The following is an 18,103-nucleotide window of genomic DNA, read 5'->3' on the forward strand; positions in this document are numbered from 1 at the left end:
CGAGTACATCCAGTACGCGGGCGATGCTCCGCCTTGCGATGCTCCCCCACAGCCTGAACGGCGTGGGAGGTGCCCCCAGCACCGGACGCCGCGAGCTTTCCGGCAAACCGTTCCGGCCGCAGCACTAGAAAGCGGGGGTCACTCCAGCCCCGCCTGCTCCAGCAGGTATGCCGTCATCGGGTCGTAGTGCCGGGGGCTGACCACGTGGTCGTCGAGGGGCACCGTCACCTGGAGGGTGCCCTCGGACTCGGCGAGGAAGAGGGCCGGGTCGTTGCTGTCGGCGTAGCCGACGGAGTCGATCCCGTGCTGCCCGGCGTATCCGGCCCAGCCGTGGTCGGCGACCACCAGGTCGGGCAGCGGGCGGCCCTCGCGCTCCAGGCCGGTGAGGACGGCCCGCATCGGCGCGCCCGAGTGCGTGTGCCACAGCGTGGCGCCGTGCTCAAGCACCGCCACGTCCGCGAACTGCATCACGTACCCCTCGTCCGTCTGCAGCCCGTCCGGGATCACGACGATCTCGCACCCGGCGGCGCGCAGCGCGGCGGCCGTGGCCCGGTGCACGTCGAGCAGGCCGCCGGGGTGGCCGGTGGCGAACAGCACCCGCTGCCGCCCCTCGGCCGCCTTGCGCAGACGCCCCGCCAGCCGCTCCAGGGCGTCGACGGTCAGCTCGGGGTCGATGGTGTCCTGGCCGTACCGGTGCTCCGGGTCGTCGTTGACGCCGACCCGCTCCGCCATCACGGCGAGCACGTCCTGCTCGTCCCGCCAGCGGTCGCCGAGTTCCAGGCCGAGCCAGAAGTTGCGGTCGCCGTTCGCCAGCTTGCGGTAGTGGGAGAGGTTGTTCTCGCGGGGGGTGGCGACGTCGCCCGCGATACGGGTTCTGACGAGGTGGTCGACGAGCTCGGCGCGGCTGGGAGTCCCGGGTATCGGCATGGCTCCCATTGTGGGGCAGCCGCCTGTCCCCGTGTCCCGGGCGGAGCGCGCTGGGACGCGGGTCACGCCATCAGATCCGCCCCAGGGCGAACCACAGTTCCATGCGGACGTCGGGGTCGTCCAGGTCGGTGCCGAGGAGGGCCGCGCAGCGGGCGACGCGCTGGCGGACGGTGTTGCGGTGCACGGACAGGGCGACGGCGGTGCGGTCCCAGCTGCCGTGCAGCGACAGCCAGGTGCGCAGGGTCTCGGTGAGCGCCGGAACCGCCGTGACGGGGGCGAGCAGCGCGCGGGCGTGGGCGTCTGCCTCCTCGTGCGGGACCAGGTCGGCCAGGCCGCGCCGGGCGGTGTGCCGGACCAGCGGGGTGCGGGTGGCCCGGGCGCGGGCCAGGGCGCGAGCCGCCTGGGTGTCGGCGGCCGGCCAGTCGCCGGGGGCGACGGCGGCGCTGACGCCGAGGGTCCAGCCGGGCTGCGCGGCCGGTTCCCGCCCGGCGGGGACGAGGACCCGTACGGCCTCGTCCGCGAGGTCGACCAGCGCGGAGCCGAGGGCGGCGCCGAGGGCGGAGGCGGCCACGGCGTCGGGGGCCTGCGCGTCGGGCCGCGCGTGCACCACGAGCCACTGCCCGGCGCCCAGCAGCGGGGCCACGTCCTCGGGCGGCGCGCCCAGCAGCAGCCGGACCAGGGCCGAGGAGCGCGCCGCGCCCGTGGCGCTCTGGTGCTCGCCGGTGAGGAGGGAGAGGAGGACGGCGGCGACGGACACGACGGTGTGGTCGCCGGGCTCCCGCCGCGCGGCGGCCACCCCGAGCACGAAGCCCTGGCCGGTGCCGAGCGCGTAGGCGGAGAGATGACCGCCGGGGACGGTGTCGGTGGCGGAGGAGGGGGCGGGGCGGGTGGTTGAGGGCGGGGTGGTGCGCCCGGTGGCGGGCGTCGCGACGGGACGGCCGGCGGGCGTCGCGACGGGACGGCCGGTGGGGGACGGGGCAGCGGGGTGGCCGGTGAGGGACACGGCAGGCCGACCGGTGGGCGAGGCGCCAGGGCGGCCCGCGGGGAAGGCAGCGGGCCGGTCGGCGGGTGCGGCGGCGGGGCGGTCCTCGGGGGAGGCCGCGGGACGGTCGGCGGGCGCGGCGGGGCTGCCGGACGGGGAGGGCGCAAGGCCGTCGGGCCGGGAGTGCGTGGGGCTGCCGGGCCGGGAGGGTGCCGTGTCGTCGGGAGCCGTGGGGCGTACCACCTGTGCCAGTCCGGCCAGGGCCTGCCGTACCTCCTCGTCCGGCTCCCGGCCCGCCGCCGCGATCTCCGTCCCGTCCGGTCCGTAGAGCACCGCCCGGCCCGCCACCCGCTGGGCCAGTTGGCGCAGCACCGCGGGCACGGGGTCGGGCCGGGAGGCCGCGACGGCCAGGCTCCGCTGGGCCTCGGTCACCCGGCGCAGTTCGGCCAGCCGCGCCTGGGCCATCAGCTGCCAGACCGCGCGGGCCACGCCCGAGAAGGTGGTCTGCGGCGGGACCTCCAGGAGCGGCAGCCCCTGCGCGTCGCAGGCCTCCACCAGCGCCCGCGGCACCGTGTCGTGCACCGGCGCCAGACCGAAGCCGAGGGCCGCGCCGCCCGCCGCCACGATCCGCGCGACGTAGCCGTCGAAGTAGTCCCCCCAGCGCTCGGCCTCGCTCGTGCCGGGGGGATCCCCGTCCGGGTCCGCCGCCCCCGGGACGTGCACGCCCGCCGTCAGCAGCAGCTCGCCGCCCAGCAGGTACGGATAGGGGTCGGCCATCTCCGAGGTGTGCGCCCAGTGGATCACGGTGGCGGGGTCCGCCGGCCCCGCGATCCGGCGCAGGCCCAGGTCCTCGCGGGCCAGCAGCGCCGCCAGCGGGACCGGTGGGGTCGGCGGGACCGCCGGGGCGGCCGAGTCCGGCATGTGCACTCCCTCCATCCGGCTCCGCTGGAATGGATGAAACGTACACTTCGCAGTCGCTTTCCGGCCACCTAGGGTCAAGCGCAGACCGGCGGCCGCGGGTACGGGCGGATGTCCCCGCGAACCGCTGCCGGCGTCCCTGTTTCCAGGAACCCCCCACGTACCTGCACGACACGCCACCGGAATGTGCGCGAAGGAGGGCCCATGGCCGTCGACTACACAGTGATCGTCGTCTATCTGGCCGGAATGCTGGCCATGGGCTGGTGGGGCATGCGCCGCGCCAGGTCCAAGAGCGAGTTCCTGGTGGCGGGCCGCCGCCTGGGGCCCGCGATGTACTCCGGCACCATGGCGGCGATCGTCCTCGGCGGCGCGTCCACCATCGGCGGCGTCGGCCTCGGCTACCAGTACGGCCTCTCCGGCGCCTGGATGGTGTTCACCATCGGCCTCGGGCTGCTGGCCCTGTCCGTCTTCTTCTCCGCCCGCATAGCCCGGCTGAAGGTCTACACCGTCTCCGAGATGCTCGACCTGCGCTACGGCGGCCGGGCGGGCGTCATCTCCGGCGTCGTCATGTGGGCGTACACCCTCATGCTCGCGGTCACGTCCACCATCGCCTACGCCACGATCTTCGACGTGCTGTTCGACATGAACCGCACCCTCGCGATCGTCCTCGGCGGCTCGATCGTCGTCGCGTACTCGACCCTCGGCGGCATGTGGTCGATCACGCTGACCGACATGGTGCAGTTCGTCGTGAAGACGATCGGCGTGCTGCTGCTCCTGCTGCCCATCGCGGTCGTCAAGGCGGGCGGCTTCTCCGAGATGAAGGCCAAGCTGCCCACCGAGTACTTCGACCCGCTGGGCATCGGCGGCGAGACGATCTTCACCTACGTCCTGATCTACACCTTCGGCATGCTCATCGGCCAGGACATCTGGCAGCGCGTGTTCACCGCCCGCAGCGACACCACGGCGAAGTGGGGCGGCACGGTCGCCGGCACCTACTGCCTGGCGTACGCCCTGGCCGGCGCCGTCATCGGCACCGCCGCCAAGGTGCTCTACCCCAAGCTCGGCAGCGCCGACGACGCCTTCGCGACCATCGTCAAGAACGAACTCCCCGTCGGGGTGCGCGGACTGGTGCTCGCCGCCGCCCTGGCCGCGGTGATGTCGACGTCCTCGGGCGCGCTGATCGCCTGCGCGACCGTCGCCAACAACGACATCTGGTCCCGGCTGCGGGGCCTGACCCGGCGCGCCTCCGACGGGGACGAGCACGACGAGGTCAAGGGCAACCGGGTGTTCATCCTGATCATGGGGCTCGCCGTGATCGGCACGGCGATCGCGCTCAACAACGTCGTCGAGGCGCTGACCGTGGCGTACAACCTCCTCGTCGGCGGGCTGCTCGTGCCGATCCTCGGCGGTCTGCTGTGGAAGCGCGGCACCGTGCACGGCGCGCTGGCCTCCGTGATCGTCGGCGGTCTCGCGGTCATCGGCCTGATGGCCACGTACGGCATCCTCGCCAACGAGCCCGTCTACTACGGCCTGCTGTCCTCCCTGGCCGCCTACGTCGCCGTCTCCCTGGCGACGAAGCCGACCGACGCGGCCGTCCTCGCCGCCTGGCGCGAGCGCCTCGCCGGGCGGACCCCCGAACTCGCGTCCGAACCGGTCCCGGCTCACCAGTAGAGTCGTACGGAAAGCAGTACATGCGCGACCAAGCGCAGGAAAGAAGGCATTTCACCATGAGCAGCAGCGAGACGCCCCGCGGTCCCGTCGACTCCTCCCGCATCCCGCGGTACGCCGGTCCCGCCACCTTCGCCCGGCTGCCCCGCCTCGACGAGGTCGGCGCCGCCGACGTCGCCGTCGTGGGCGTGCCGTTCGACTCCGGCGTCTCGTACCGGCCGGGCGCCCGCTTCGGCGGCAACGCCATCCGCGAGGCGTCCCGGCTGCTGCGCCCCTACAACCCGGCGCAGGACGCGTCCCCGTTCGCGCTCGCCCAGGTCGCGGACGCCGGTGACATCGCCGTCAACCCCTTCGACATCAACGAGGCCGTGGAGACCGTCGAGGCCGCCGCGGACGAGCTGCTCGGCGCCGGCGCCCGCCTGATGACCCTCGGCGGCGACCACACCATCGCGCTGCCGCTGCTGCGCTCGGTCGCCAAGAAGCACGGCCCGGTCGCCCTGCTCCACTTCGACGCCCACCTCGACACCTGGGACACCTACTTCGGCGCCGAGTACACCCACGGCACCCCGTTCCGGCGCGCGGTCGAGGAGGGCATCCTCGACACCGAGGCGCTCTCCCACGTCGGCACCCGCGGCCCGCTGTACGGCAAGCAGGACCTCACCGACGACGAGAAGATGGGCTTCGGCATCGTCACCTCCGCGGACATCTACCGCCGGGGCGCCGACGAGGTGGCCGACCAGCTGCGGCAGCGCATCGGCGACCGCCCGCTGTACATCTCCATCGACATCGACTGCCTCGACCCGGCGCACGCCCCCGGCACCGGCACCCCCGAGGCCGGCGGCATGACCTCCCGCGAACTGCTGGAGATCCTGCGCGGCCTGGCGTCCTGCAACCTGGTGTCGGCGGACGTCGTCGAGGTGGCGCCCGCCTACGACCACGCCGAGATCACGTCGGTGGCGGCCTCCCACACGGCGTACGAGCTCACCACGATCATGACCCGCCAGATCGCCGCGGCCCGCACCGCGTAACTCCCGCGTACGACCTCCGAGGAGACCGAGCACCAGTGACCCACGACCACGACCTGGTACTTCGCCCGACGCCCGCCCAGAAGGAGGCCGCTCTCCGGCCTCCCCCCGGCCGCATCGGCGGAGACCTGGTCGTGGAGACCCTGGCCGGGCTCGGCGCGACCACCGTCTTCGGCCTGCCCGGCCAGCACGCCCTCGGCATGTTCGACGCGCTGCGCCGCTCGGAGCTGCGGTACGTGGGCCTGCGGGTGGAGAACAACGCGGGCTTCGCGGCGGACGCGTACGGCCGGATCACGGGCGAGGCGGCGCCCCTGCTGCTGTCGACCGGCCCGGGAGCCCTCACCTCCCTGGCCGCGCTCCAGGAGGCGGCGGCCGCCTCCGCGCCGGTCCTGGCGATCAGCAGCCAGGTCCCGACGGCCGGGCTCGGCGGCGGCCGGCACGGCTATCTGCACGAACTGCCGGACCAGGCGGCCTCGTTCCGCGGCGTGGTGAAGTCGGTCCACACGGTCCGCACCCAGTCCCAGATCCCCTCGGCGATCGCCGCCGCCTGGAAGTCGGCGCTCACCGTGCCGCACGGCCCGGTGTGGGTGGAGATCCCGCAGGACGTGCTGCTGGCCGAGGCACGGCTGCCGGTGGTGACGGCGATGGACGCGACTCCGGAGGAACTGCCCCCGCGCCCCGAACTGACGGCGCTGGCGGCCGAGTCGCTGTCGAAGTCGGTCCGTCCGGCGATCATCGCGGGCGGCGGGGTGGTCCGGGCGGACGCCTCGGGCAAACTGCTGGCGCTGGCCGAGAGGCTGAACGCGCCGGTGGTGACCACCTTCGGCGGCAAGGGCGCGTTCCCCTGGGAGCACCCGCTGTCCCTCCAGTCGTGGCTGGAGGACCGGCACACCACGGACTTCCTGGAGGACGCGGACGTCCTGCTGGTCGTCGGCTCCGGCCTCGGCGAACTGTCCTCGAACTACCACACGTTCCGGCCGCGCGGCCGGGTGATCCAGATCGAGGCGGACGCCGGCAAGCTGGAGTCCAACCATCCGGCACTGGGCATCCACGCCGACGCCCGCCTTGCCCTGCAGGCGCTGCTGGAGACGGTCGAGGACCGCGTGGACGAGGGCGCCGAGCAGCGCGTACGGGAGCTGCTGGTCAAGGTGCGCGACCGCATCGCGGCGCAGGAACTCACCCTGGAGCAGGACGTGCTGGCCGCGGTCCGGCGCGCCCTGCCCGCGCACGCACCGTCCTTCTGGGACATGACGATCCTGGCCTACTGGGCATGGTCCGCCTTCGACCCGCGCGCCGCCAACACCATGCACTCGGCCCAGGGCGCCGGCGGCCTCGGCTACGGCTTCCCGGCGGCCCTGGGCGCCGCCGCCGCGGACCCCACCCGCCCGGTGCTGGCGGTCTCCGGCGACGGCGGCGCCCTGTACTCGATCGCCGAACTGGCCACGGCCCGCCAGTACGACCTGGACGTCACCTGGCTGATCGTCGACGACGGCGGCTACGGCATCCTCCGCGAGTACATGACCGACGCCTTCGGCCGGCCCACGGCGACGGAGCTCACCCGCCCCGACTTCGTGGCCCTGGCCGAGTCCTTCGGCGTCCCCGGGGTCCGTACGACCCCGCGAACCCTGGAGACCGACCTCGCCAAGTCCCTGTCGGAACCGGGCCCCTCGGTCGTCGTGCTCCCGGCGGTGCTGCGCATGTTCGCGCCGACGCACTCGAGCTGAGGGGGCCTGGTCGCGGTGACCCGCACCAGCCTCGCCGCCGTACGGGCCCGCCCGGTGCGCCACGGCGAGCGCCGCTGCTTCGGCCCGGCCCGCGACCCGGCCCCCGGCGGGTAACGACTCGTCAAACCCTTCCCGGCGCGTACAACCTTTCCCGCGAACTCGCGCGTCAACTCAGCATGACTTACTCGATATCCCGACGCGCCAGAGCGCTCGCGGCCGTCGGCGTCGGCGCCGGGATGCTCGTCCCCTGCGTGGCCGCCGCGACGCCCGCCGCGGCCACCACCCCGACGGTCAGCTGCACCTCCGGCAAGGCGGGCCTCGCCGCCAAGCTGGAGAAGGACATCACCGCGGCCATGGCGACCCGCAAGGGGACGATCGCCGTCGGTCTGCGCGACCGCAGCACCAACACGACCTGCACGCTGCGCGAGTCGACCGCCTACGACTCCGCCAGCGTCGTCAAGGTCACCGTCCTCGCCACCCTGCTGTGGGACGCCAGGAAGCACAACCGCTACCTCACGCAGCGCGAGGCCGACCTCTCCAGGGCCATGATCACCCAGTCGGACAACAGCGCGACCACCACGCTGTGGAAGCAGCTCGGCATGACGAAGATCAATGGCTTCCTCACCGCCGCCGGCATGACGCAGACCAAGCCGGGCGCCAACGGCTACTGGGGCCTGACCCAGATCACCGTGCGCGACGAGCAGCGGCTGCTCGGCCTGATCACCGCGAAGAACACGGTGCTGAGCGACAACTCCCGCGCCTACATCCTGAAGTTGATGGGCCAGGTCATCTCCTCCCAGCGCTGGGGCACACCCGCCGGGGCGCCGTCCACCGTCGCCGTGCACGTCAAGAACGGCTGGCTGCAACGGGCCACGCACGGCTGGCGGGTGCACAGCGTCGGCACCTTCAACGGCGCCGGCCACGACTACATGATCACGGTGCTCACCCAGGACAACAGCACCATGAGCTACGGCGTCACCACCATCCAGAACATCGCCAAGGCCATCCACAAGGACATCGTCCCCACGACGACGAGCACCCTGCGGTACACGCCGACGAGCACGCCCCGGGAGGCGTTCGTGGCGGTCCCGTCGAACGGCTGACGCTCCATGAGGCGACGCGGGGCGAGGGCTGACGCTCCATGAGGCGGTGCCGTCCGACGGGCGTCGCTTCACGGGGCGGTCTCCCGCCGGTCACCGGCACGTCCTACGGTGACGGTCATGCGCCTGAGAACCACACTCGCCACCTTCGCCGCCGGCCTGGCGGCGGCCACCTGCCTCACCGCCGGTCCGGCCGCCGCCGACAGCGCCTGGCCGATCGCCGCCGGGCCGACCACCACCACGACCGGCGGCCACGCCTGCTCGCCCGCCGTCTCCATCGACCGCTTCTCCGACGCTCTGGACAAGACGACGTACCAGGGCACCTTCGTCGGCAACCTCTCCGCGCTCGCGGTGGACCGCGACGGCTCCCTCGCGGCGCTCTCCGACCGCTCCGCCCTCTTCCGCCTCGACCCGAAGACGCCGCGGCCCACGGGCGTCGTCCGGCTCGCCGACGAGAACGGCGCGGAACTGGACTCCGAGGGCCTGGCCATCGCCGGCGACGGCACCCGCCTGATCACCTCCGAGACGGAGCCGTCCGTACGCCGCTACTCCCGTGACGGCCGTATCCTCGACCGCCTGCCCGTGCCGGACGCCCTCCGCGTCGCCCCGGCCGGCCGCGCCACCGCGAACCAGACCTTCGAGGGCCTGACCCTGCTGCCCGGCGGCCACCGGCTGCTCGCCTCGATGGAGTACGCGATCTCCGGCGACACGCCGGGCATCGTCCGCTTCCAGAGCTGGGAGCGGGCGCGGACCGGTCACTTCCGCCTCGCCGCCCAGTACGCCTACCGCACCGACCCCGGTCTGGGCGTCCCCGAGATCCAGGCGACCGGCGACGGCCGGCTGCTCGTCCTGGAGCGCGGCTTCACGGCCGGCGTGGGCAACACGGTCCGCCTCTACCTCGCCGACCCGCGGCAAGCCACCGACACCCGTGGCGTGGACCACCTCACCGGCCAGGCGGGGGTGCGGCTGATCAAGAAGACGCTGCTCACCGACCTCGTCTCCTGCCCGTCCCTGGGCGCCACCGCCAAGCAGCCCCAGCCCAACCCGCTCCTGGACAACATCGAGGGCATGACGATCACGGGCCGGGACACCGGCGGCCGTCTGAGGGTGCTCCTGGTCAGCGACGACAACCAGAACCCGGCCCAGACGACCCGCCTCTACTACCTGCGCGTGCGCGTCTGACCGAACCCCTGTCGCCGCGGAGGGATGAAATCCGCTCGGTCGCGCGTTGGTGCCTTCCGGCAGATCATGTTTACAGGGAGGCACCGACGTGGCAGCGCAGCCGGGATGGGCGCGAAGACTGGCCGGATACGCCTGGCGGTATCCGAAGGACGTCGTCCTCTCCCTCGGCGCCTCGCTCGGCGGCATGGCCGTCATGGCGCTGGTCCCGCTGATCACCAAGGTGATCATCGACGACGTGATCGGCGGCCACAGCCGCGCCATGGCCCCCTGGGCGGGCGCCCTGATCGGCGCCGCGCTCGTCGTGTACGTCCTCACCTACATCCGCCGTTTCTACGGCGGCCGGCTCGCGCTCGACGTCCAGCACGACCTGCGCACCGAGATGTACGGCACGATCACCCGCCTCGACGGCCGCCGCCAGGACGAGCTGTCCACCGGGCAGGTCGTCGGCCGCGCCACCAGCGACCTCCAGCTGATCCAGGGCCTGCTCTTCATGCTGCCGATGACCATCGGCAACGTGCTCCTCTTCCTGATCTCCCTGGTGATCATGGCCTGGCTGTCGCTGCCGCTGACCCTGGTCGCGCTGGCGGTGGCGCCCGCGCTCGGCTGGATCGCCCGGCGCAGCCGCACCCGGCTGCACCCGGCCACCTGGTACGCCCAGGCACAGGCCGCCGCCGTGGCGGGCGTGGTCGACGGCGCCGTCAGCGGCGTACGCGTGGTGAAGGGCTTCGGGCAGGAGGAGCAGGAGACCGGGAAGCTGCGCGAGGTCGGCCGGCGGCTGTTCGCCGGGCGGCTGCGCACGATCCGGCTGAGCGCGAGGTTCACCCCGGCCCTCCAGGCCGTGCCCGCCCTCGGCCAGGTCGCGATGCTGGCGCTCGGCGGCTGGCTGGCGGTGCGCGGGCACATCACGCTCGGCACCTTCGTCGCCTTCTCCACCTACCTCGCCCAGCTCGTCGGCCCGGTCCGGATGCTGGCCGTGGTCCTCACGGTCGGGCAGCAGGCGCGGGCGAGCTCCGAGCGCGTGCTGGAGCTGATCGACACCGAGCCGACGACGGCCGACGGCACCAAGGAGCTGCCCGCCGACGCGCCCGCGACCGTCGAGTTCGACGACGTCTCCTTCGGCTACGCGGACGGCCGCCCGGTCCTCCAGGGCCTCTCCTTCGAGATCCGCCCCGGCGAGACCCTGGCCGTCGTCGGCTCCTCCGGCTCCGGCAAGTCCACGGTCTCCCTGCTGCTGCCGCGCTTCTACGACGTCACCCACGGAGCCGTCCTGGTCGGCGGGCACGACGTGCGCGAACTGACCCTCCAGTCGCTGCGGGCCGCGATCGGCCTGGTGCCCGAGGATTCCTTCCTCTTCTCCGACACCGTCCGCAACAACATCGCCTACGGCCGCCCCGACGCGACCGGTGAGGAGATCGAGGCCGCCGCCCGCGCCGCCCAGGCGGACCGTTTCATCACCGAGCTGCCCGACGGCTACGACACCAAGGTCGGCGAACACGGCCTCACCCTCTCCGGCGGCCAGCGCCAGCGCATCGCGCTCGCCCGCGCCCTGCTCACCGACCCCCGGCTGCTCGTCCTCGACGACGCGACCTCCGCCGTGGACGCCGGCGTCGAGCACGAGATCCACGAGGCGCTCAAGCAGGTCATGGAGGGCCGCACGACCCTGCTCATCGCCCACCGGCGCTCCACCCTCGGCCTCGCCGACCGCATCGCCGTCCTGGACGGCGGCCGGCTGGCCGACCTCGGCACCCACGACGAGCTCCAGCAGCGGTCCGCCCTCTACCGCCGCCTGCTCACCGACCCCGACGAGCTCGGCGGGGTCTCCCCGGGCCACGCCCTGCCCGCCGTGCCGCAGGAGGACACCTCCGTCCGCGAGGAACTGGACGCCGAGTTCGACGCCGAGCGCGGCATCACGCCGGCGCTCTGGGCGGGGGAGCGCGAGCCCCGGGACGCGGCCATGGACGGGATGCCGGCCACCCCCGAAATCCTCGCCCAGGTCGAGGCCCTGCCGCCCGCGACCGACACCCCGGCCGTCGACGAGGCCCGCGCCGTGCGCCCCGAGGAGTCCTACGGCCTGCGCCGCCTCCTGCACGGCTTCGGACTGCCGCTGCTGGTCAGCCTGTGCCTGGTCGCCGTGGACGCGGGCATGGGCCTGCTGCTGCCGATCATGATCCGGCACGGCATCGACCAGGGCGTCTCCCGGCTCGCCCTCGGGGCCGTCTGGTCGGCGTCCCTGCTCGCCCTGCTCGCCGTGCTCGTGCAGTGGGCGGCGCAGATCGGCGAGACCCGGATGACCGGCCGCACCGGCGAGCGCGTCCTGTACGCGCTGCGCCTGAAGATCTTCGCCCAGCTCCAGCGGCTCGGCCTCGACTACTACGAGCGCGAGCTGACCGGCCGGATCATGACGCGGATGACGACCGACGTCGACGCGCTGTCCACGTTTCTGCAGACCGGCCTGGTCACCGCGTTCGTCTCGCTGGTCACCTTCTTCGGCATCATGGTCGCCCTGCTGGTGATCGACCTTCAGCTGGCGCTGGTCGTCTTCGTGACGCTGCCGCCGCTGATCGTCGCCACCTTCTTCTTCCGCCGGGCGAGCGTGAAGGCGTACCAGCTGGCCCGTGAGCGGGTGTCGGTGGTCAACGCCGACCTGCAGGAGTCGGTGGCCGGGCTGCGGATCGTGCAGGCCTTCGGGCGCGAGCGCGACGGCGGGCGCCGGTTCGCCGAACGCAGCGACGGCTACCGCCAGGCACGCGTGCGCGGCCAGCGGCTGATCTCGGTCTACTTCCCCTTCGTGCAGTTCCTGTCCTCGGTCGCGGCGGCCTCGGTGCTGATCGCGGGCGCCGGCCGGGTGGAGGCGGCCACGCTCACCACCGGCGCGCTGGTGGCGTACCTGCTCTACATCGACCTGTTCTTCGCGCCGGTCCAGCAGCTGTCCCAGGTCTTCGACGGTTACCAGCAGGCGACCGTCTCCCTCGGCCGCATCCAGGAGCTGCTCCGGGAGCCGGCGTCCACCGGGTCCGCCGAGAAGCCGCGGCCGGTCCACTCGCTGCGCGGCGAGATCGCCTTCGAGGACGTGCGCTTCGCCTACGGCACCGACGAGGACGCCCTCACCGGCATCGACCTGACCATCCCCGCCGGGCAGACCGTCGCCTTCGTCGGCGAGACCGGCGCGGGCAAGTCGACGCTGGTCAAGCTGGTGGCCCGGTTCTACGACCCGACCGGCGGCCGGGTGACCGCGGACGGCACGGACCTCAGGGACCTGGACCTCACCTCGTACCGCCACCGGCTCGGGGTGGTGCCGCAGGAGGCGTACCTCTTCCCGGGCACCGTCCGCGACGCCATCGCCTACGGCCGGCCCGAGGCCACCGACGCCGAGGTGGAGGCGGCGGCCCGGGCGGTCGGCGCGCACGAGATGATCGCCACGCTGGAGGGCGGCTATCTGCACGCGGTCGCCGAGCGCGGCCGCAACCTGTCGGCCGGTCAGCGCCAGCTGATCGCGCTGGCCCGCGCCGAGCTGGTCGATCCTGACGTGCTGCTCCTGGACGAGGCGACGGCCGCGCTGGACCTGGCGACCGAGGCACAGGTCAACCAGGCCACCGACCGGCTCGCGGGCCGGCGGACGACGCTCGTGGTCGCGCACCGGCTGACCACCGCGGCCCGGGCCGACCGGGTGGTGGTGATGGACCACGGCCGGGTCGTCGAGGACGGCACCCACGAGGAACTGCTCGCGCTGGACGGGCGGTACGCGCGGCTGTGGCGCACCTTCATCGGCGCGAGCGAGCCCGAGGAGCCGGTCGGCGCCTCCCGCTGATCTCCCGACGCAACCATCGGACTGGTGTACGGCGTCCGTACACCAGTACGTTGCTGTGTTTGCCGTAACGGGAGGGACGACCGTGGACAGTGGTGCGATACGCCGGCGACTGACGCTCGGCCTGGGCGTGCTGACGGCGTCGCTGGTGCTGGCCTGCGCCGTGCCCGGCACCGCGCAGGCGGCCCCCTCCACCTGCTCCGGCCGCCAGGTCAGGACCCTGTGGTTCGCGGCCGGTTCGGTGCACGTCTACAAGCGCGACGGCTACGTCTGCGCCGTCACCCGGGCCCGCGTGCCCGGCGCCAAGCGGCCGATGTCGGTGACCGTGCAGGCCCGCGGCAACCGCCCGGTCACCGACCAGGGCTGGTTCGGCAGGCTCGCGGGTCCGGTGACCGTGCACGCCGGCCACCGCTGTGTGCGGGTGGGCGGATCGGTGGGAGGCACGTCGGTGAAATCGGGCTGGATCCTGTGCTGACCGTCCCGGCCGCCTGGACCGCCGGGCGCACCGAGGGATTTCCCCACCTTCCCCGGCGCGTCGGCCAACTCCCCTGGTGCGTGACCGAGTTGCTCCGATAGCTTCCGGCGCACATCTGTCTCACAGGGGAGTGTGCATGCGCAAGGCGCTCAGATGGCTGCTCGCGCTCACGGTGTCCGTCGGCACGCTGAGTTCGGCGGGGGCGGCCACCGCGGCCCAGCCGGAAGCCACCGCCACCACCGCGAGCACGACCGACGCGGACATCAAGGACCGGCTCCTCGCGATTCCGGGCATGCGCCTGGTCGAGGAGAAGCCCTACACCGGCTACCGGTACTTCGTCCTCACCTACACGCAGCCCGTCGACCACCGCCACCCGTCCGAGGGCACGTTCCAGCAGCGGATCACCGTGCTGCACAAGGACGTCGACCGCCCGACGGTGTTCTACACCGGCGGCTACAACGTCTCCACGAACCCGAGCCGCCGCGAGCCGACGCAGATCGTCGACGGCAACCAGGTCTCCATGGAGTACCGCTTCTTCACCCCGTCCCGGCCCGACCCCACCGACTGGTCCAAGCTCGACATCTGGCAGGCGGCCAGCGACCAGCACCGCATCTTCCAGGCCCTGAAGCCGATCTACGGCAAGAAGTGGATCGCCACCGGCGGCTCCAAGGGCGGCATGACGGCGACCTACTACGAGCGCTTCTACCCGCGGGACATGGACGGTGTCGTCGCGTACGTCGCGCCCAACGACGTCGTCAACGACGAGGACTCCGCCTACGACCGCTTCTTCACCACCGTCGGCACCAAGGAGTGCCGGGACCGGCTCGACGCGGTGCAGCGCGAGGCGCTGGTGCGCCGCGAGCCGCTGGAGAAGAAGTACGCGCAGGCCGCGGCCGACAACGGCTGGACCTTCACCACCATCGGCAGCCTGGACCGGGCCTACGAGGCGGTCGTCCTCGACTACGTGTGGGGCTTTTGGCAGTACAGCCTGCTGAAGGACTGCGACACGATCCCGGCGGACGCCGGGAACGCCACCGACCAGGAGATCTGGGACTCCGTCGACACCATCTCCGGCTTCTCCGCCTACACCGACCAGGGCCTGCAGACGTACACGCCGTACTACTACCAGGCGGGCACCCAGCTCGGCGCGCCGACCATCCACTTCCCGTACATCGAGAAGCAGTTGATCCGCTACGGCTACCAGCCGCCGCGCAACTTCGTGCCGCGCTCGATCCCGATGCGCTTCCAGCCGTGGGTGATGCGGGACGTGGACGGCTGGGTGCGTCACCACGCCGAGCACATGCTCTTCGTCTACGGCCAGAACGACCCCTGGGGCGCGGAGCGGTTCCGGCTCGGCCACGGGGCGCGGGACTCCTACGTCTTCACCGCGCCGGGGCTGAACCACGGCGCGAACGTCGCGGGCCTGGTCCCGGACGAGAAGGCGCTCGCCACGGCCAGGATCCTCGAGTGGGCCGGTGTCGCCCCCGCCGCGGTGCGGGAGAACCCGTCGGTGGCCAGGCCGCTGGCCCGCTACGACGCGAAGCTGGACGTGCGGGACGTGGAGCGTGAGCCGGCCCTCAGGCCGTGACGCTCCGGGGCCGCGCCCGGAGGCGTCACAGTCTCCGGGCGCAGCCCACCGGCCGCTCCCCGCCCAACTGCACGTACAGGGCCGTCGAGGCCGGGCACTCCGAGCGGTCGCGCACCGCCCGCGTCACCCGGTACTCGGGCTTCCGCTTCCCCGAGCCGTCGCACGCGGTCTCCCGGACCTCGCCCCGGCCGGCGCCGTAGACGCAGTCGCCGACGACGGTGCGCGGGCCGCCCCCGCCGCCGGGGTCGCCGGGGTGCGGCGGCTCCAGGTTGCGCATACAGGCGTAGCCCTGCGGGATCGTGCCGTCGCCGTCCTCGCCGGAGGACCGCCGCTGGGCGCTGATGTGCAGCACGAAGTCGCTGGTGGGCGGGCAGGGCGGGCCGTCGCGCACCGCGCCGTCGTGCCGGGCGATCACCCGGGCCGCCGCCCGTTCCCCGGAGCACGGCACCTCGGTGAAGCTGGTCGTACCGAAGGAGCTGCACTCGTCCACCGCGAGGAACACCGCCCCGTAGCCGGAGGGCCGCGAGGCCGTCGGCGTGCCGCCGGGCGGGCCGTCCTGCGCGGACGCGCCGGCCCCCACCTTCTGGCAGCCCGTCAGCACGGTGGCCAGGAACACGGCGGGCAGAGCCGCCCGGGCACACGCCTGCCCCACGGACCACATCTCGCGCATCGCCATCCCCCCGGTCCACCCGGGGTCCAGCGTGGCCCGCCGCGGCGGCGCCACGCCAGACATGTGGGGTGGTTCGGTCCAGTTGGAGGCGGTGCGCCGGGTGCGCGTCGTACGTCTGGTACGTCCGACGCGCGAGCCCGGTCAGTACGTCAGGCCGTACCCGAGGGGATACAGCACCGTCGCCGGGTCGTCCGCCCGCTGCACGGGCACCGGCAGCTTCCCGTTCGGCTCCACCCGGCCGGCCACGACGCGTGCGGCCGCGCGCAGTTCCACGTCCGTCCAGGAGTACGCCGCCAGGAAGGCCGGGACGGAGGGCAGTTGGGCGACGTCGTAGGGATTCCTGATGGCGATGGCCACCACCGGGCGGCCGGTGGCCACGAGCCGTTCCACCAGGGTCTGCTGCGAGCTGCCCGCGCCGACGTTGTACGTGCCGACCACCACCGCGTCCGCGTCCCGGGCCGCCGCGACCGCCTTGTCGATGGTGGCCGCGGACGGGGTGATGCCGGTCGACAGGACGGTGGCCGTGAAGCCCAGTTCGGTGAGGGCGGCGGCGAGCACGCCGGTGGGCGGGCCCGTGGTGCCCGACGGGGAGGCGGGATCGGCGCCGACGACGAGCAGCCTGCGGTGCTCGCCGCGGGACAGCGGCAGCAGCCGGTCCCGGTTGACCAGCAGCGTGGTCGTGCGGTCGGCGATGCGGGCGGCCGTGTTCCGGTGCGCCCAGGTGCCGACTGTCATGGCGACCTGGCCCCGGCTGGTGTAGGGCTGCTCGAACAGCCCGAGCCTCGTCTTCAGCCGCAGGATGCGCAGGATCGATTCGTCGAGCCGGGACTCGGTCAGCTCCCCCTCGCGCACGGCCTGGAGCACCGCGTTCCAGGCGACGTCCAGGGACGGCGGGTTGAGCAACTGGTCCACGCCCGCCTTCAGCGCGAGCACCGGCACCCGGTCGTCGCCGTACTTGGTGCGGACGCCCTGCATGCCGAGGGAGTCGGTGACCACGACCCCGTCGTAGCCGAGCTCGCCCCGCAGGATGCCGGTCAGGATCGGGTGCGAGAGGGTGGCCGGGTCGCCGGAGTCGTCGAGCGCCGGGAACTGGATGTGCGCGGTCATGATCGAGTCGATGCCCGCCTCGATCGCGGCCCGGAAGGGCACCGCGTCCAGCTTCTCCCACAGGTCGCGGCTGTGCGTGATGACCGGGAAGCCGTAGTGGCTGTCGGTGGCGGTGTCGCCGTGCCCGGGGAAGTGCTTGGCGGTCGCCGCGACCCGCGAGCCCTGGTAGCCCTCCACCTCGGCCGCCACCAGGGCGGCCACCGCGTCGGGGTCGGCGCCGAAGGACCGCACGCCGATGACCGGGTTGGCCGGGTTGACGTTGACGTCGGCGTCGGGGGAGTAGTCCTGGTTGATGCCCATCGCGCGCAGCTCGGCGCCCGAGATGCGGCCCAGGGCGCGGGCGTCGGTGCGGGAGCCGCCGGCGCCGATCGCCATCGCGCCGGGGAAGAGGGTGGCCGGCTTGCCGATCCGGCAGACGATGCCGTGCTCCTGGTCGGTGGTGACGAGCACGGGCAGACCGCGCGGCTGCTCCAGCGAGGCCCGCTGGATGCCGTTGGAGAGGTCCGCGATCTGGTGCGGGTCACGCGTGTTGTGCGCCCAGGTGAAGTAGATGATGCCGCCGACCCGGTACCTGGCGATGAGCTCGGCGGCCGTGCGGACGCCGATCTCCTTGAGGTTGGCGTCGATGTCGGCCTGGTCGGGGGCGGTGGCCGAGTGGCCGTAGACCCGCATCACGAAGAGCTGGCCGACCTTCTCCTCCAGCGTCATGCGGGAGATGAGGGCGCGGAGCCGGTCGTCGTCGGCGGGGGCGGCGTGCGCGGAGCCGCCGACCGCCAGGGCGGCGGTGAGCCCCGCCGTCGCGGCGAGGACGGAACGCCTGGAGGGCCCCGCGGCCCGTCTGTTCCCCGCGCCTTCCGTGCTTCCCTTGCTTCCCGTGCTGGTGTCGTGCACGTGCGCTCCTTCCGGAGGTGATCCGCTGGAGTGTCGCTGAA

At 73.2% G+C, this 18,103-nt stretch carries 12 protein-coding genes; 8 read left to right on the top strand and 4 right to left on the bottom strand.

What is annotated here, in order from left to right; genetic code table 11:
• Positions 1–138 precede the first annotated feature (138 nt).
• Complete coding sequence (locus tag ACIQ9G_RS01075; protein ID WP_403604395.1) at positions 139–927, bottom strand: phosphatase; 789 nt, start codon at positions 925–927, stop codon at positions 139–141.
• A 70-nt stretch (positions 928–997) separates the two neighbouring features.
• Positions 998–2,830 carry a helix-turn-helix domain-containing protein gene (locus ACIQ9G_RS01080; RefSeq protein WP_403604397.1) on the bottom strand — a complete coding sequence of 611 codons (1,833 nt, stop codon included), beginning with the start codon at positions 2,828–2,830 and terminating at the stop codon, positions 998–1,000.
• 201 nt (positions 2,831–3,031) lie between these two features.
• Between ACIQ9G_RS01080 and ACIQ9G_RS01085 the strand changes: the two genes are divergently transcribed.
• The 8 genes from ACIQ9G_RS01085 (at position 3,032) to ACIQ9G_RS01120 (ending at position 15,394) form a co-directional block, all read left to right on the top strand.
• Positions 3,032–4,498, top strand: coding sequence for a sodium:solute symporter (locus tag ACIQ9G_RS01085; protein ID WP_403604400.1), 1,467 nt, complete (start codon positions 3,032–3,034; stop codon positions 4,496–4,498).
• 56 nt (positions 4,499–4,554) lie between these two features.
• Positions 4,555–5,523, top strand: coding sequence for an agmatinase (speB, locus tag ACIQ9G_RS01090; RefSeq protein ID WP_403604403.1), 969 nt, complete (start codon positions 4,555–4,557; stop codon positions 5,521–5,523).
• A gap of 35 nt (positions 5,524–5,558) precedes the next feature.
• Complete coding sequence (locus ACIQ9G_RS01095; RefSeq protein WP_403604406.1) at positions 5,559–7,244, top strand: thiamine pyrophosphate-binding protein; 1,686 nt, start codon at positions 5,559–5,561, stop codon at positions 7,242–7,244.
• 176 nt (positions 7,245–7,420) lie between these two features.
• Positions 7,421–8,347, top strand: a complete 927-nt coding sequence (locus ACIQ9G_RS01100) for a serine hydrolase (protein WP_403604409.1) — start codon at positions 7,421–7,423, stop codon at positions 8,345–8,347.
• Between the two features lie 117 nt (positions 8,348–8,464).
• On the top strand, positions 8,465–9,526 hold the full coding sequence (locus ACIQ9G_RS01105; RefSeq protein WP_403604412.1) for an esterase-like activity of phytase family protein: 1,062 nt from the start codon (positions 8,465–8,467) through the stop codon (positions 9,524–9,526).
• Between the two features lie 88 nt (positions 9,527–9,614).
• The gene (locus tag ACIQ9G_RS01110; RefSeq protein WP_403604415.1) at positions 9,615–13,334 is read left to right on the top strand and encodes an ABC transporter ATP-binding protein; all 3,720 of its coding nucleotides are present in this window, start codon (positions 9,615–9,617) and stop codon (positions 13,332–13,334) included.
• Positions 13,335–13,416: 82 nt separating this feature from the next.
• Positions 13,417–13,806: a hypothetical protein gene (locus tag ACIQ9G_RS01115; RefSeq protein ID WP_403604418.1), complete on the top strand. Its 390-nt coding sequence runs from the start codon at positions 13,417–13,419 to the stop codon at positions 13,804–13,806.
• Between the two features lie 136 nt (positions 13,807–13,942).
• Complete coding sequence (locus ACIQ9G_RS01120) at positions 13,943–15,394, top strand: S28 family serine protease (RefSeq protein ID WP_403604421.1); 1,452 nt, start codon at positions 13,943–13,945, stop codon at positions 15,392–15,394.
• A gap of 25 nt (positions 15,395–15,419) precedes the next feature.
• On the opposite strand, the gene ACIQ9G_RS01125 is transcribed toward ACIQ9G_RS01120, so the two are convergent.
• Positions 15,420–16,064 carry a hypothetical protein gene (locus ACIQ9G_RS01125; RefSeq protein ID WP_403606697.1) on the bottom strand — a complete coding sequence of 215 codons (645 nt, stop codon included), beginning with the start codon at positions 16,062–16,064 and terminating at the stop codon, positions 15,420–15,422.
• A gap of 141 nt (positions 16,065–16,205) precedes the next feature.
• Positions 16,206–18,062, bottom strand: a complete 1,857-nt coding sequence (locus ACIQ9G_RS01130; RefSeq protein ID WP_403604424.1) for a glycoside hydrolase family 3 protein — start codon at positions 18,060–18,062, stop codon at positions 16,206–16,208.
• Between the last annotated feature and the right edge of the window lie 41 nt (positions 18,063–18,103).

Origin of the sequence: Streptomyces sp. NPDC096152 (genome assembly GCF_044763235.1) — a bacterium.
Taxonomy (GTDB): domain Bacteria; phylum Actinomycetota; class Actinomycetes; order Streptomycetales; family Streptomycetaceae; genus Streptomyces.

Coding starts and splice junctions, on each gene's coding strand:
- ACIQ9G_RS01120 (WP_403604421.1), top strand. CDS start 13,943: ATGCGCAAGGCGCTCAGATGGCTGCTCGCGCTCACGGTGTCCGTCGGC.
- ACIQ9G_RS01125 (WP_403606697.1), bottom strand. CDS start 16,064: ATGCGCGAGATGTGGTCCGTGGGGCAGGCGTGTGCCCGGGCGGCTCTG.
- ACIQ9G_RS01080 (WP_403604397.1), bottom strand. CDS start 2,830: ATGCCGGACTCGGCCGCCCCGGCGGTCCCGCCGACCCCACCGGTCCCG.
- ACIQ9G_RS01075 (WP_403604395.1), bottom strand. CDS start 927: ATGCCGATACCCGGGACTCCCAGCCGCGCCGAGCTCGTCGACCACCTC.
- ACIQ9G_RS01085 (WP_403604400.1), top strand. CDS start 3,032: ATGGCCGTCGACTACACAGTGATCGTCGTCTATCTGGCCGGAATGCTG.
- ACIQ9G_RS01100 (WP_403604409.1), top strand. CDS start 7,421: ATGACTTACTCGATATCCCGACGCGCCAGAGCGCTCGCGGCCGTCGGC.
- ACIQ9G_RS01105 (WP_403604412.1), top strand. CDS start 8,465: ATGCGCCTGAGAACCACACTCGCCACCTTCGCCGCCGGCCTGGCGGCG.
- speB (WP_403604403.1), top strand. CDS start 4,555: ATGAGCAGCAGCGAGACGCCCCGCGGTCCCGTCGACTCCTCCCGCATC.